This window comes from Phyllobacterium sophorae, from assembly GCF_003010965.1.
Classification (GTDB): domain Bacteria; phylum Pseudomonadota; class Alphaproteobacteria; order Rhizobiales; family Rhizobiaceae; genus Phyllobacterium; species Phyllobacterium sophorae.
This window is the reverse complement of record NZ_PGGM01000015.1, coordinates 72,112-86,377: the sequence shown is the minus strand read 5'-3', so window position 1 is coordinate 86,377 and position 14,266 is coordinate 72,112. Positions and strand designations below refer to the sequence as shown.

Annotated in this window: 14 protein-coding genes; 9 read left to right on the top strand and 5 right to left on the bottom strand. The window is 57.4% G+C overall.

Annotation, left to right across the window (positions count from 1 at the left end):
• The first annotated feature begins 132 nt into the window (after positions 1-132).
• From CU103_RS25215 to CU103_RS25180, 8 genes are read left to right on the top strand one after another with little or no spacing between them, the layout of a single operon-like run.
• Positions 133-1,251 carry an alpha-D-ribose 1-methylphosphonate 5-triphosphate diphosphatase gene (locus tag CU103_RS25215; protein ID WP_106666781.1) on the top strand — a complete coding sequence of 373 codons (1,119 nt, stop codon included), beginning with the start codon at positions 133-135 and terminating at the stop codon, positions 1,249-1,251.
• A complete protein-coding gene (gene phnG, locus CU103_RS25210) occupies positions 1,248-1,730 on the top strand; it encodes a phosphonate C-P lyase system protein PhnG (RefSeq protein WP_210203840.1) in 483 nt (160 codons plus the stop codon). Before CU103_RS25215 ends, phnG begins: the two co-directional genes overlap by 4 nt.
• Positions 1,727-2,323: a phosphonate C-P lyase system protein PhnH gene (gene phnH, locus CU103_RS25205; RefSeq protein WP_106666780.1), complete on the top strand. Its 597-nt coding sequence runs from the start codon at positions 1,727-1,729 to the stop codon at positions 2,321-2,323. The genes phnG and phnH overlap by 4 nt, the downstream gene beginning before the upstream one ends.
• The gene (locus CU103_RS25200; protein WP_106666779.1) at positions 2,320-3,438 is read left to right on the top strand and encodes a carbon-phosphorus lyase complex subunit; all 1,119 of its coding nucleotides are present in this window, start codon (positions 2,320-2,322) and stop codon (positions 3,436-3,438) included. The genes phnH and CU103_RS25200 overlap by 4 nt, the downstream gene beginning before the upstream one ends.
• Complete coding sequence (locus CU103_RS25195; protein ID WP_210203839.1) at positions 3,428-4,297, top strand: alpha-D-ribose 1-methylphosphonate 5-phosphate C-P-lyase PhnJ; 870 nt, start codon at positions 3,428-3,430, stop codon at positions 4,295-4,297. The genes CU103_RS25200 and CU103_RS25195 overlap by 11 nt, the downstream gene beginning before the upstream one ends.
• On the top strand, positions 4,294-5,073 hold the full coding sequence (phnK, locus tag CU103_RS25190) for a phosphonate C-P lyase system protein PhnK (RefSeq protein ID WP_106666777.1): 780 nt from the start codon (positions 4,294-4,296) through the stop codon (positions 5,071-5,073). The genes CU103_RS25195 and phnK overlap by 4 nt, the downstream gene beginning before the upstream one ends.
• 3 nt (positions 5,074-5,076) lie before the next feature.
• A complete protein-coding gene (gene phnL, locus CU103_RS25185) occupies positions 5,077-5,796 on the top strand; it encodes a phosphonate C-P lyase system protein PhnL (protein WP_106666776.1) in 720 nt (239 codons plus the stop codon).
• Positions 5,797-5,810: 14 nt separating this feature from the next.
• Positions 5,811-6,566: a glycerophosphodiester phosphodiesterase gene (locus CU103_RS25180; RefSeq protein ID WP_106666775.1), complete on the top strand. Its 756-nt coding sequence runs from the start codon at positions 5,811-5,813 to the stop codon at positions 6,564-6,566.
• A gap of 699 nt (positions 6,567-7,265) precedes the next feature.
• On the opposite strand, the gene CU103_RS25175 is transcribed toward CU103_RS25180, so the two are convergent.
• From CU103_RS25175 to CU103_RS25155, 5 genes are all read right to left on the bottom strand, one after another.
• A complete protein-coding gene (locus tag CU103_RS25175) occupies positions 7,266-8,519 on the bottom strand; it encodes an NAD(P)/FAD-dependent oxidoreductase (protein WP_106666774.1) in 1,254 nt (417 codons plus the stop codon).
• Between the two features lie 234 nt (positions 8,520-8,753).
• On the bottom strand, positions 8,754-10,025 hold the full coding sequence (locus tag CU103_RS25170) for an extracellular solute-binding protein (protein WP_106666773.1): 1,272 nt from the start codon (positions 10,023-10,025) through the stop codon (positions 8,754-8,756).
• A 53-nt stretch (positions 10,026-10,078) separates the two neighbouring features.
• Positions 10,079-10,924, bottom strand: coding sequence for a carbohydrate ABC transporter permease (locus tag CU103_RS25165; RefSeq protein ID WP_106666772.1), 846 nt, complete (start codon positions 10,922-10,924; stop codon positions 10,079-10,081).
• Positions 10,921-11,877, bottom strand: coding sequence for a carbohydrate ABC transporter permease (locus tag CU103_RS25160; protein WP_425350651.1), 957 nt, complete (start codon positions 11,875-11,877; stop codon positions 10,921-10,923). The genes CU103_RS25165 and CU103_RS25160 overlap by 4 nt, the downstream gene beginning before the upstream one ends.
• Complete coding sequence (locus CU103_RS25155; protein WP_106666875.1) at positions 11,874-13,049, bottom strand: ABC transporter ATP-binding protein; 1,176 nt, start codon at positions 13,047-13,049, stop codon at positions 11,874-11,876. The genes CU103_RS25160 and CU103_RS25155 overlap by 4 nt, the downstream gene beginning before the upstream one ends.
• 173 nt (positions 13,050-13,222) lie before the next feature.
• Between CU103_RS25155 and CU103_RS25150 the strand changes: the two genes are divergently transcribed.
• Complete coding sequence (locus CU103_RS25150) at positions 13,223-14,143, top strand: LysR family transcriptional regulator (protein ID WP_106666874.1); 921 nt, start codon at positions 13,223-13,225, stop codon at positions 14,141-14,143.
• Positions 14,144-14,266 lie beyond the last annotated feature (123 nt).

Sequence of the window (14,266 nt, the reverse complement as noted above, 5' to 3'; positions counted from 1 at the left end):
CGAACCGTCATGGAAATGTAGCCGAACCATCACGTGACCTCCCTACCTCTCGCTCAGCCGGACAAAGCGCGGCCAGATCGATAAAATTCAGATGGAGCGGGCGTTACCCAGACGCCCAAGCAGTGTGGACACGTGGAAACAATCATCACCAATGCCCGTATCGTAACAGGCAACGATGAATTCGTCGGTACAGCACGAATAGAGGACGGCATTATTGCTGACCTGGATTCGAAGAACTCGAACCTTGGAAATACAATCGATTTCGAGAGAGAGTATCTACTTCCAGGTCTCGTCGATGTTCACACGGATCACCTGGAAAGGCAGATCATGCCGCGTGTGGGGGTCTTCTGGAATGCAGTGAATGCCGCTGTAACCCACGACGCAGTTCTCGCTTCCGCCGGGACGACAACAGTTTTCGACTCTCTTATCGTCGGTGCCGTCGGCAATCCCGATCGGCGCAAGCTGCTACCATTGATGTTGTCGGGTCTGTATGACGCACGACAGGCAGGGCTGCTTAAGGTAGAACATCTCCTGCACTTGCGATGTGACGCGCGAGAAGACGACCTCATCGATCTGATCGCTCCATATATCGACGATCCTCAACTGCGCTTCGTCACGATTATGGACGACAGTGCGCGCAGAGACCCGGACCGATTTCGACGTCTGGAGCGCAGTAGGGGCAAGCCGCACACTGAGATCGAAGCTGCGATTGCAGCTGTACCGACTACAACAGACTGCACGGTTGAAAACCGCAGGCGTCTCGTCGATCTCTGCAAGTGCAGCAACGTCCCGCCCGCAAGCCATGATGATACGACTGCGGAGCACATTGCGGAAGGCGAGGCTTTTGGCCTCAGAATTTCTGAATTTCCTATCACCTTGGAATCGGCCAGAGCCGCACGCGCGGCCAAGATGAAAACGATCATTGGCGCTCCGAATATCGTCGCAGGCCGCTCGCACATAGGCAACGTCTCCGGCATGCTCCTCGCAGAGGAAGACCTCATCGACGTTATATCTTCGGACTACATTCCGACAAGTCTACTGCACGCGGTGTGGCGCCTGGGATTCGGTCCGAAAGGTCCGGGTCTGGTCGACGCCGTCGCAATGGCCAGCAAGCAGCCTGCCGAACTTTTCGGATTGTTCGACCGTGGAGAGCTATCGGTCGGCCGCCGGGCCGATATGCTTCGCGTGGCTGAAGTCAAGGGCTCACCGGTGGTCCGCAGCGTTTGGGTCGCCGGGGGTAAAATCCTATGAGTGCCGAGATCAAAGCTTTCCCCAGCGACGACGTAAATTCATCCTCCCGGGCGCGGTGGATGACACTGCTCGCCGAAGCACCGGTGGCTGACATCGAGCATCACTGGCAGACACTCCCTCATCCTTCTTTCAAATGGATACGCCGGCCGGAGTTTGGTTCGGCAATGGTCCGCGGACGCGCCAGCGGAACGGGCGCGCAATTCAATCTGGGTGATGTAACCATCACAAGGTGTACCCTGCAGCTTATCACGGGGGAAATCGGGGTTTCCTACGTGATGGGACGTGACAAACGCCATGCTGCGCTGGCTGCACTCTTCGACGCAATGCTTCAGCATGAAAAGGCTACCAGCGAAGGTGTAGTCGGCAAATGCGTTCGCGCTATTGCCGAACAAGAGCTCCGTCGACGGCAGAACATCGCCCGCGAAACGAAAACCACCAAAGTCGATTTCACTATGCTGACGCGAGGAGATGATCAATGAACGACAGCATTATCGCTTCACAGTTTCGCGAACCAGTTCATGACTCGCAAGCAACTTTCCGCGCTTTGCTGTCTGCGACGTCGCGTCCCGGAACTATTATCGATATTCCATCGCCAACTACGTCTCCTGCCCCTCTCGGATCGGCGTTGACGGCGATTGCACTTTCGCTTCTCGACGACACAACCCCGCTTTGGCTTGATGCCGCTCTCAATACGGATTCCGTCACGAATTATCTCCGCTTTCATTCGGGAGTACGTACGGTTTCGGATCCTAGGGAAGCCATGTTTGGCTTCTTCTCGTGCGCTGACACCCTTATCGATTTTGACCGCTTCAATCGCGGTGACTCGTTCTATCCAGATCGCTCGGCAACCCTTGTCGTTCAGTTGCCCTCACTGACTGGCGGAAGGCCGGTTTCACTGTCCGGCCCTGGGATTGAGACCGAAACATCGGTGGCACCAGCAGGCTTGCCAGAAGGTTTTTGGACTCACTGGAATGAAAATGCGGCGAGTTATCCCGTCGGTATCGATCTCGTTTTGGCGGATCAACGCTCTGTCCTGGGCCTTCCTCGAACCACAAAGGCGAGCATTTCATGATTACTTCCATCAAAGGAGGGGAAAAGGCGATTGACGCCTCGCATCGCCTTCTCGCCAAGCGCCGCCGCGGCAACCCGGCAATCGCAGAGCTTTCGGTCGACCAGATCCGCGAGCAACTGACGCTGGCGGTCGACAGAGTCATGAACGAAGGCTCACTCCATGACCCGACCCTCGCGGCACTTGCCATCAAACAGGCAGAAGGCGACCTCATTGAGGCCATCTATCTGCTGCGAGCATATCGCACCACAATTCCGCGCTTCGGCTACACGAAACCTCTTGAAACATCGGAAATGATCGTCCGGCGGCGTATCTCCACCACCCATAAAGATATCCCTGGTGGACAGTTTCTTGGCCCAACCTATGACTACACCCATCGACTGCTCGACTTTTCACTTCTTGAAGAAGCCGAGGATGAAGATGGTCTTCCGGTGTCGACAGACGATACATTCGAAGAAATGAACCTGTGTTACGGCGCCGGCTTTCTCTCAAGGACAGACGTCGTTGAGGCAGAACTTCCCAGCGACGGGATCGCTGTCGCCGACCTCACCCGCGAACCTATGAAATTTCCGTCAAAGCGCGACCAACGTCTCCAAAATCTGACGCGCGGCGACGAAGGGTTTCTGATGGCGCTTTGCTATTCCACGATGCGCGGTTACGGCAGAAATCATCCCTACGTCGCCGAGATGCGGCATGGCGATGTTTCAGTCGTAATGGAGATTCCTGAACTCCAATTCGAGGTCGGTATCGGGACGGTTAGGGTCACGGAATGCCGGACGATCCATATGACTGTGAACAAACCAGATACGCCGGCCCATTACACTCGCGGCTACGGACTGCTTTTCGGCCATTGCGAGCGCAAGGCTTTGTCGGTCGCGATTGTCGATCGTGCGCTTCGCGGCCCAGAGTTCGGCGAGGAACGACGTCATCCTTCCCAAGACGAAGAATTCGTCCTTTCCCACTCGGACAGTGTCGCCGCGTCGGGATTGGTTCAGCACCTCAAGCTTCCCCACTATGTCGATTTTCAAGGCGAACTGCAGTTACTCAGACAGTTGCGTGACGAGTACGAAAAGCGTGCGGGACAAGCAGACAGCGCGGAGAACGAAAATGCTGGATGATCTCGGTTTGGACGCTGCGCAAGAAGATTACAGCTTTGCCTTCCTCGATGAACAAACAAAGCGGATGGTCCGCCGCGCCATCCTGAAAGCCGTTGCCATTCCCGGCTATCAGGTGCCTTTCGGCGACCGAGAGGTGCCACTGCCTCCTGGTTGGGGCACAGGCGGCATTCAAGTCACGGCGAGTATCATAGGAAGGTCAGACCGCCTCAAAGTGATCGACCAGGGCGCTGACGACACGACGAATGCGGTCTCCATCCGGCGGTTTTTCAAGCGCGTCACTGGCATATCCACAACGGAAAGCACAGGCGAAGCAACCATTATTCAAAGCCGCCACAGGATACCTGAGCGGCTTCTTGAAGACGCTCAAATCCTGATAATGCAGACGCCACAGCCTGAGCCAATGAGGCGACTGATCAACTCCGAGGAACAGGCCAGGAAGCTACACGCGTTTGCACGATACGGACTTATGCAGGTGCGCCTTTACGAAGACATTGCGCGCTTCGGACATGTCGCTGTTTCGCACGACTACCCGGTGCGCGTCCACAGACGTTACCTCTCCTCACCATCGCCTATTCCCCGGTTCGATAATCCCAAATTGCATCGCAACCGCGCGTTGATTATTTTTGGTGCGGGAAGAGAACGACGGATTCACGCGATTCCGCCTTTCACCGAAGTTCGCAGCCTGGATTTCGAGGACTATCCGTTTGAAGTTCAGAAGTGGGAACAATGCTGCGCGCTTTGTGGATCTGACAACAGCTACCTCGACGAGGTTCTTCTGGACGATAAAGGCAGCATTCAGTTCATTTGCTCCGACACATCTTATTGCAATGATCGTCGTGTGGAGAGCCGTCGCAGATGACCCCTATTTCTGAAGAGATCCTCCAGGTCGAAGACTTGAACAAATCATTCGGACGTCTTGCGGCCTGCCGGGACATCTCCTTTTCTTTGCACCGAGGCGAAGTTCTGGGTATCGTCGGTGAAAGTGGCTCCGGCAAATCAACGCTGCTCAAATGCCTTGCCGGTATGCACGCGCCGGACAGGGGTAGCGTTACAATCTCTGTATCCGGTGATCGTCGAAGCCTTTGGAATATGGACGAAGCGGAACGCGAGCAGTTGCTTCCGTCCATGCTCTCCCTGATCCACCAAAACCCTCGCGATGGACTGCGGCTAGATGTCAGCGCGGGCGGGAATATCTCCGAACCGCTGATGACGAGCGGCGAGCGCCACTATGGCTCACTGCGCAGTGTGGCGCTCGACTGGCTCAGGAATGTGGAAATCGATCCCGGCCGCATCGATGATCTTCCCAAAACGTTTTCCGGGGGCATGCAACAACGTTTGCAAATTGCCAGGAGCCTGGTGACCCATCCGCAGCTGGTTCTGATGGACGAACCTACCGGAGGTCTTGATGTCTCAGTTCAAGCAAAGCTGCTTGACTTGCTGCGTCGGCTCGTTCGCGAGTTCAATTTGGCAGCCGTCCTGGTGACGCATGATCTCGGCGTAGCCCGCCTGCTGTCAGACCGCCTGATGGTGATGCAGGCTGGCCGCGTGATCGAAACCGGCTTGACCGACCGTGTCCTTGAAGACCCTCGCCAAGCCTATACCCAACTTCTTGTCTCATCCGTACTGCAGGTATGATCCATGGCTATTCTTGACGTAACTGGCATCGGCAAGCATTTTGTCATGCACCTTCGTGACGGCATACGCATCCCCGTCATTGCCAACCTGTCCTTCAACGTGAAACGCGGCGAATGCGTCGCGCTGAACGGGCCTTCCGGCGCCGGCAAAAGCTCCGTGCTCAAAATGATCTTTGGCACCTATGCGGCGGAAAATGGTGTGATCCATGTCGAGCACGGCAACGACATCGTCGACATTGCCAGTGCGGACCCCATGACAATGAAGCAGATTCGTCGAAACACGATTGGATATGTCAGTCAGTTCCTTCGCGTCGTCCCACGCGTATCAGCCCGCGACCTCGTCGCGGAACCTCTTATCGCGACTGGATGGGATTCCAGCGTCGCGACACAACGCGCCGAGGTCCTGCTGGAACGGCTGAATATTCCGAAGGCTCTATGGAGTCTCCCGCCTGCAACATTTTCCGGAGGTGAGCAGCAGCGCATCAACATCGCCCGTGGTTTCATTACCGAGCACCCGATCCTTTTGCTCGATGAGCCTAGCGCCTCCCTGGACGCTCAGAACCGACAGGTTGTGATCGATCTCATCCGCGACAAAAAGCAACGAGGCGTCGGCATACTCGGCATCTTCCACGATCAGGAGGTTCGCGACGCGGTTGCCAATCGCCTGGTCGATGTGGCGGCGTTATCCAGCAAAAACCAGCAGCCCGCAACCGCAGCCGCTTAGAGGAAGGAAAAACTATGTCGCATTGGAACCTATCCAGCTACCATAGCCGCGGAAGGCCATTGGTCATCGGTCATCGTGGGACGCCGATCGTTGTGCTGGAAAATACCCGAGAGTCATTCCTGCGCGCGATGTCCGGCGGCGCAGACGTGGTCGAGACGGATGTTCATGTCACCGCGGATGGAAAAGCGGTCTGCCTCCATGATGATGACCTTCTTCGCGTCGCAGGCGTCGACGTGAAAATAGAAAAGCTTACCCTTGCCGAAGCCCAGACGCATTTTCCTGCGTTACTGCTCTTTTCTGACTTTCTCGACTTGACGCAGAACTTTCCGGTTATTGTCGATGTCAAGAATGCAACGACCGCCGATCTAGACGTGTTCGTCCCGCAGGTCAAAGCGCATGGCGCGATCGGAAGGTCCCTTTTCTCGGCCTATACTCCCGCCATCGCACGCCTCATCAAACAACGTTGTGCCGATGCCACGATCGGCACGTTTTTCCCCGAAGGCGGTGATTGTTTGGAGGAGGCGAAGCAAGTGGGAGCAACCTGGATACGTGTTTTGCCAAAGGACTACCGACCAGAAACGATTCAAGGAATTCATGACCAAGGATTCGGCACCATAGCAGTGGCTGCACCTCTGTCGAGCTTCAAGACAGCAAGTGACACAAAAGCTTTTGAGCACATCGCACAACTCGGTATCGGAAGTGTCATCACTGATACACCCGAGCTCGCAGCTGCCGATTTCCGGAAGATCGCGGCAGCCATGGATCGCTAGGCGGCAAAGCCGAGATAACTATAGCGCCTGGAGTCTCGGAGGCCGATCTCTGGCTCGCAGGTATCTGCAAGGATTGCCGTTCATTCAATCAAGTGCGGCGGGGAACTTTCTTCGCTGCACAGCCGGTCCGCTGGGCGGCGAGCGTCGTTCCGATTTCTTTCAAGCGCAGCAGACTGGGTGTGCGAGCCTGATCGATCAGGTCGGGACGTAGGCCATCAAAGCTGACGATGAGAAATTTTGCGGGGAAATATCATAGGCTGTCTCGCTTTGTACGGCTAACGCTGGTTCCGCAGCGCGATTTGGTTGGCCTCAGTCACACCTAAGCGCCGGCGCAGATTCAATAGGGGCAAGTTTCTCCACCGCTCGGACGCCGCAATCTACAACGGCGTCGTCTACGTTTCGGGGAGTGAAGTCCCCAAAGCGCATCTGTGTTAGATCAGATCAAGTCCCTGGAGGATAATCGACCGCCGCCTAGCCGAAGAAGGAACTGACAATTCGCGCCTGCTTTCGGCAACGATCTGGATGCACGCGCTCATCCGTCACGTCGCCGACATGAATTCGGTTTGGAACGAGTGGCTCGTGTCCGGTCGCCGCCCCGGCGCGCTCCCGCGTTCCTTCAGGGCAATTTGCTTGTCGAGGTTGCCGTCATTGCATCATTCTTTTTCACACACCCACTTGTCTCGCGGCGGCGGCCTCGCGCTAGGAGAATCGTTGCGGCGAGAAAGACGACGCCTTTCCCAAAGGTTGCTTTTGTTCGATCAGGCGCATAACGAGCCGCGCTGTTTCCGGAGCCGCAGCGAATCCCGTGTGGCCGTGGCCAAAAGCGTGAACGATGTCGGTTGAACGGCGACTGTGGCCAATAGCTGGCATGCTGTCCGGCAATGACGGTCGCCGTCCCATCCAGGTCGATATCTTTCGCTCCGGCCCTTCTCCCAGCATTGGAAAAGCGTCGACGACGAGCTCACGCAAGACTGCAAAGCGCAAGGGGTTCGCTGGCGCCTCGAGGCCCGAGAAGTCTACCTGACCCGTGATTTTCGTGCCTGCAGCGACCTTTCTTACCGTTATCTTGCGATCCGTTAAAAGTAGCGGGTGCTGAAGTTCGGGTCCGTTTCCAGGGATGACAATATGATGTCCCCGCTCCGCTTCGAGTGGTATCCGGTCGCCTACCAACGCTGCAAGCGTCGAAGACCACGCCCCGGCTGAGATTACTGCCTTGTCGCATTCGATCTGACCATGATCCGTTGTTACCGCATTCAGTCGATCGCGGCCGAAGATAAAATCGAGTGCGGTCGCCCGGTGATAATGAACCCCGTTGGCAAACAGGAATTTAGCAACTTCGGCAACGAACAGGCCCGGATCAAAAGTATGTCCGCCCGCCACCAGGACCCCGAACCGATATCCTTCCGGCGTGCAGGGTTCGGTTATCCGCAACTCTTGTTCATCGAGTTCAGTCCAAGTCGCGCCCAATTCGCGGCGAAGAGCCCACGGTAGAACTTCCCCCTCGTAGGCGTCTCGATTACGGTACAGGAACAGCAATCCGCTCGCTTCCACCAGATGCGGGGCTCCGATTGTCTTGGCGATCTCGATATGAAGACCGGGACAGCTTCCGACCAGGGAGCTCAGCGCCGCCGCAGTGGGACGAACACGCCTTTCCGTCGCGCCATTCCAGAGAAACCGCAGCAGCCATGGGGTAAGTTTCGGAAGGCGTCGCATGTCGATCGTCAAAGGTCCTTTCGGGTCGAGGAGGAACTTCGGCACCTTTTTCCATAGCCCCGGCAGGGCGCCGGGCACTACCATGCTTGGGCTGAGCCATCCACCGTTCCCATAACTCGATGCTCGCGTGCTGCCCGGCTCAGCAGGATCAATCAAGGTGACGCGATATCCGGACTGAAAAAGCGAGTACGCAGACATCACGCCAACGACGCCGGCTCCAATCACAGCTACATGAGGCATTTGCTAATCTCTATACTGCCGGCGTTTGTGGCGCGGCTTCTACGTTGTATTTGACGAAAGTGGCATGATACTTGTCGTCTGTTGGAGGAGCATGCCTTACTCTTAAACCGAGACGGGAGGAGCCAGGAGGCGATATGAAACGAAGCCCGCGGTGCGCTGCCGTGCGGTATGGCCAGTGGAGGGGCGGCCGAAGCAAGCTCAGGCCACTGCCCCCCTTGGTGAGTGGCGGCGGATTTACGCCTTTGGAAGAAGCGCCCTGATCTCTTGAGACATCGATTTCAACATGGCATCCGGAGCTGCTTTCAAGGTCGCCACCTGACTAAGCCGGTCGATCATGATCTCGTTGATCTTCACCGCGTTTTCACCAGGATAGCTGTACCATCCCGTAAGATGCTTGGCTCGAGCCAGGCCGCCGGAATGGTTCTTGTGTTCTTTATAAAAACCACCCAGATACTTGTCGTCTTGAACCGCATCAGGGTCGAGCGGGATGGCGCCGGTTGCCTTCACCACCAGAGTCTGAATCTCCGGGCTCGTCATGAACTGAAGGAACTGCCAGGCAGCCGCCTGACGATCTGGGTCCTTTGTGAAGACTACGCCCGTTCGGCCGCCGGCCGGCAACAGACCGTTCGGCGATGTCAAGGGCCAAGCAATGGTGCCGATCTCAAAATTTCCAGCGGCTTGTTTTTCCAGATTGGACAGGACGTTGTTGGAGGTAGCGTAGATACCGATCGTCCCGGCGCCGAATGCTTGAAATGCCTGCTTGTCACTCATGCTGATCATTCCAGCTTCGCCGAATCCTTTCAGAACCTCCATGGCCTTCATGCCGGTCGGTCCCTCGAATGCGACGTCGCGTCCGTCCGGTGTCGCCATCTGCCCACCGTCCGCGGTGATCAGAGCCTGGAATGTCCAGGCGGCGCCCAGGTCGAAGAAGCCTCCGACTATACCATTTCCAAGCGCGGAGATGCGCTTGGCGAGAGCGATTATCCCCGGCCAGTCGCTCGGAAGCGCCCTTGGATCCGCACCCGCCTTCTCGGCCAATGCAAGGTTGACCATGCATACGGGAACGGAAACCTGAAACGGAACACCGTAGAGGTGGCCGTCGACCTGGCCGATGCGGCCGACCGTCGAATGCCCTTGCATCTGCGACCATGCGCTGTCTGTCGCTGCCAACTTGTCCAGCGGCTGAGCCAGGTTCTGGCTTGCCAATCGCTGGACATAGTTGTTCGCGCTGAACGAGATGTCTGGCAATCCACCCGCAATCGCATTCAGCAAGGTCTGCTTGATCAACTCGCCACCGGATGCCGGCGCTGGCTTCTGGAAAGTTACCGATACTCCTGCATGCTTTGCGTACAGGTCAGCGGCCTGAGCCATCAGCGCATCGAACGCGGTTGTGGCATAGTTGGCTGTCAAGGTCGTTTGCGTTTGAGCGAATAGAGAGGTTGACGACAGGACGACAGGCGCTGCGAGAAGAGACTTCACCAGGCTGCGGCGGCTAATTTCGATCATGGCTTATCCTAAGGTTTTGGGGTTGTTAGAAGCTGTTTCATTCGACGCCAGTGTTACTTGACCGCCCCGCCTGTCAGTCCTTCGACGAACCATCTTTGAGCGGAGAGGAATGCGATGATGAGGGGCGCGACGACGATGGTCGAGGCGGCCATGAGCGGACCGTAGTCGTTGCCGGCTTCTTCGTTCTTGAAGGCCATGATGCCGAGCGGTGGCGGCATGAGGGACTGATCACGCACCGCGATGAGCGGCCAGAACAGGCTGTTCCAGTGGGAAACGACCGAAAAGATTGCGAAGGCGATGATGGCCGGCAGCGCCATGGGCACCATGATCCTCCAGACGATGGCGAGTTCGGAGAGACCATCGAGACGCGCGGCATGGATGACGTCATCGGGGATGGTCTTGAAGAACTGCCGGAACAGGAAGATGCCGAAGGGCGAGACGACAAACGGTAGGATCAACGCCGCATAGGTGTTGAGAATGCCGATTTGGTAGCCGAGGATGAACAGCGGCAGCGACAACACCTCATGTGGCAGGATCAGCGCGATCAGCACCATGGCGAACAGCAGGTTCTTGCCCGGGAAGTCGAGCTTGGCCAGCGCATAGGCCGCCGGCGCGCAGACGGCAATTTGCAGCACGACGATCATCGTGCAGACGAAGACGCCGTTCAGCATGTATTGCGGCAGGGGCGCTTCGGTTAGCGCGCGGGTATAGTTCTCTATGCCATAGAACTGCTGGGGCCAGAAGGAGAAGGAGGCGCGGAAGATCTCGCCCGGCGGCTTGATCGACAGTGAGACCATCCACACGAAGGGGACGAGGATCAGCGCGCCGGTGATCAGCAGCACGCAATGGCGCATGACCGCGGAGGGCGCGGAGAGACCCTGGGAGTGAGGCGTGCTCATTGGTAGTGTACCTTTTTGTCCATCACGCGGGCCTGGATCAGCGTCAGCGCGACGACGATACTGAGAAAGACGACGGCAACGGAGGCGCCGTAACCGGTGCGCAGGTACTCGAAGCTTTCGCGGTAGAGCGTAAAGAGCAGCATCTCGGAGGCATGGCCGGGGCCGCCTTGCGTCAGAACCTGCACGGTGTCGAAGGTCTCGAAGGCCTTGAGTGCCACGACGATGAAGACGAACATGGTCACCGGCCCAAGCATTGGCAGGGTGACGGTACGCAAGCGGTCGAGCCAGAGGTCGGCGCCATCGATGTCGGCAGCATCGTAGAGATCCTGCGGGATCGACTTCAACCCGGCGAGAAACAGCACCATTGCATAGCCGAGATTCTGCCAGATACCGATCATGGCCAGCGCCGGCAGCACGGTGTTCTCATCGCGCAGCCAGTTGGCCGTCGGCAATCCGAGGCCGGTAAGCGTCTGGTTGACGAGCCCGATGGTGGGATGGAGCAGCGCCTCCCAGGCGATCGCCATGGCGGTCAGCGTGGCCATGAAGGGCAGGAAGTGGATGGCACGATAGAAGGCGCGAAAGGACTTGCCGCTTTCGATCAGGAGCGCGATCACCAAGCCGAGGATGATGGTGCCGGGGACGACGATCGTGACATAAAGGATGGTGTTGACCAGCGAAGCACGGAAGCCCTCGTCGGCGAAGACTTCCTTGAAGTTGCCGAACCCGACGAAGGACAGCGTACTGGCGCCGAACTGCCAGTCGGTCAGCGCGATGGCGAAGATGGCAAAGACCGGCAGGAAGAACAGGACGACAAGCAGGACAAGCGCCGGTCCGGCGAGCGACCATGCGGTGAATGTTTCGGCAAGCCGGTGATGGCGCAATGCCTTGCGGGTGCCGGGCCGGTCTGCCGAAGATGCGGCAGGTTTGGTTGCGGTGGAAGAAGCGCTGCTCATTGCACGTGCTCCTTCATCCGCAGCACGGTCGCGCCTGCATGATCCTCAGGGCGCAGACGCCGTCCGTCGGCGGAAAAGAGCAACAGGCGCTCCGGCTTGACGCCGAGATGCAGGGTCTGGCCCGAGACGATCTGCGGTGCACGTTCGGCGAGGAGCCGGGCAATGACCGGATGATCGGTTCCCGGGACGTCGAGATGGACGAAGAGGTCAGACCCCATGTGCTCTACCATCCGCACGGAACCAGTCAGGACGTTCAGGCCATGGCTATCGACGACGTGGAAAGCCTCGGGGCGAATTCCGATCGTGATGGTCGTGCCCGAGGCTACCTGTACCGGGACCGAAAACGCCGCGCCAGCCATGTTGGCAAGCCCAGCTTCCAGTACCTTGCCCTCCAGCATGTTGATCTTGGGTGAGCCGATAAACTCAGCCACCCGTCGGTCGTCAGGATCGGCGTATATCTGTTGCGGCGGTGCGACCTGCAGCAGCTCGCCGTCGAGCATCACCGCCACCCGGTCCGACATGGTCATGGCTTCGGCCTGGTCATGGGTGACGTAGACGAAGGTGACGCCGAGCCGGTTATGCAATTCCTTGATCTCGGCCCGCATCTGGACTCTGAGCTTAGCGTCGAGATTGGAGAGCGGTTCATCCATCAGGAAGACGGCGGGTTCCCGCACCATCGCACGGCCGACGGCGACACGCTGGCGCTGGCCGCCAGAGAGCTGGCCGGGCTTGCGGGCCAGCAGATGGCCGATACCGAGCGCCTTGGCCGTGCGGGTGACGTCCCGCTCGATCTCCGCGGTTGTCGCCGTCGTTCCCGGCATAAACCGACCCAGCAGCGGCAGCCGTTGCCAGGAAGAAAGCCGCCGCATGCGCAAAGGCAACGCCATGTTCTGGGCGACTGTCATATGCGGATAAAGCGCATAGGACTGGAACACCATGGCGACGTCGCGCCGCTTCGGTCGCACGCCGTCCACGATGCGCTCGCCGATCGCAACCGAACCGCCGGTCTGCACCTCGAGGCCCGCGAGGATCCGCAACAGTGTCGACTTGCCGCAACCTGACGGACCGAGCAGCGTCAGGAACTCACCATCAGCAATATTGAGCGACACTTCGCGCAGAACCGACGTCGCCTGGAATGACTTTGTGACATTCCGTATCGAAATTTCCGCCATTTCGTTCCCCTTCATTATCAACCGTTCAACGGCTAGAAGTTTTTATTCGGCGTTGATAGCAATCTAATCAGCGCTTTTTGCTACAAGTAAATGACAGTCATCGAAAATTTCGATATTAACGCAGCTATTTTGCGATTGGCGCTTCGCTTGTCTGAATGGATGGAATGATCAAGATGTCGGAAAAGGAAGATTTATCACTCAACGCTGTACGCGCATTCGTGCAAATTGCTCGCGAGAATAGCGTGACGCGCGCCGCCAAGAGTCTGGGAATAACACAGAGTTCTGCCAGCCGGCACTTAGCCGTACTGGAAGAATATCTCGGAGCCAACCTTGTAGAGCGTCGCGGCCGCCGCAGTGAGTTGACCGATTTTGGACGTCTGTTTGCGGATGCCGTGTCCGAGCCCTTGGAAACAATACTATTTACGGCAAACCGAATGCGACGTGGCGACCGGAAGGAAGCAAACCGGCTGATCGTGCGCACATCACTTTCTACCTTTTCTTATTCGCTGTTGATTCCCAATCTTCAGCACTTCTCCAAAGAACTGGGCGGGGTGACGGTGGATATCGTCACTTCGCTGTCCGCCCCAACCGTGACGGACAACTTCGATGTGCTTTTGACACGCGATCTGGAACTTACTCAAGCATCCGACCGCTGGGACGTCTACGACGAGCAACTCGTGTGTGTCGGCGCACCAAGGTTTGTCGCGGGGCTCAGTCTTGCGTCTTTGCGTACGACGCCGCTGATTACTGTGACCTCCAGGCCTGATATTCTACCTATATGGACGCGAGCTCTAGGCCTGAAGACGTCTGATATACTTTCTGGAGCACGATATGATCATCACTATCTGGCGTTGCCGGCGGTCACGACCGGTCAGAGCCTGCTAGTAACGCCTCAGATCCTGGTTGCTGAACTAATTGGTCAAGGTCTTCTGGAAGTCTTGCCGGGCTCGCGGATCAACAGTGGTAAACAATACCATGCATATGCCCTTGATCGGAGCCACAACCCCGATCTAGCTCGGGCCTTTTGCCGCTGGGTCACCAGGTTGTGCCGAAAAGCAGGAGCGTTGGACAGTTCCAACGGAAGCGGGGTTTGAAAGCGTTTCGAGATTGCCTCGCTTGAGGACGTTTTTCCCTAGACGTTATCTTTATCGAAAAATCCGATTTCAACTCCCTAGAAAAGCGATGGCTCAGCTGGCTGATTCTGATCGCGCAGCCTA

Bases quoted from the DNA above. Each gene is read 5' to 3' on its own strand.
- CU103_RS25165 (WP_106666772.1), bottom strand. From the start codon at position 10,924: ATGAGCACGCCTCACTCCCAGGGTCTCTCCGCGCCCTCCGCGGTCATG.
- phnH (WP_106666780.1), top strand. From the start codon at position 1,727: ATGAACGACAGCATTATCGCTTCACAGTTTCGCGAACCAGTTCATGAC.
- phnG (WP_210203840.1), top strand. From the start codon at position 1,248: ATGAGTGCCGAGATCAAAGCTTTCCCCAGCGACGACGTAAATTCATCC.
- CU103_RS25155 (WP_106666875.1), bottom strand. From the start codon at position 13,049: ATGGCGGAAATTTCGATACGGAATGTCACAAAGTCATTCCAGGCGACG.
- phnL (WP_106666776.1), top strand. From the start codon at position 5,077: ATGGCTATTCTTGACGTAACTGGCATCGGCAAGCATTTTGTCATGCAC.
- CU103_RS25200 (WP_106666779.1), top strand. From the start codon at position 2,320: ATGATTACTTCCATCAAAGGAGGGGAAAAGGCGATTGACGCCTCGCAT.
- CU103_RS25175 (WP_106666774.1), bottom strand. From the start codon at position 8,519: ATGCCTCATGTAGCTGTGATTGGAGCCGGCGTCGTTGGCGTGATGTCT.
- CU103_RS25180 (WP_106666775.1), top strand. From the start codon at position 5,811: ATGTCGCATTGGAACCTATCCAGCTACCATAGCCGCGGAAGGCCATTG.
- CU103_RS25150 (WP_106666874.1), top strand. From the start codon at position 13,223: ATGTCGGAAAAGGAAGATTTATCACTCAACGCTGTACGCGCATTCGTG.
- CU103_RS25160 (WP_425350651.1), bottom strand. From the start codon at position 11,877: ATGAGCAGCGCTTCTTCCACCGCAACCAAACCTGCCGCATCTTCGGCA.
- CU103_RS25195 (WP_210203839.1), top strand. From the start codon at position 3,428: ATGCTGGATGATCTCGGTTTGGACGCTGCGCAAGAAGATTACAGCTTT.
- CU103_RS25170 (WP_106666773.1), bottom strand. From the start codon at position 10,025: ATGATCGAAATTAGCCGCCGCAGCCTGGTGAAGTCTCTTCTCGCAGCG.
- phnK (WP_106666777.1), top strand. From the start codon at position 4,294: ATGACCCCTATTTCTGAAGAGATCCTCCAGGTCGAAGACTTGAACAAA.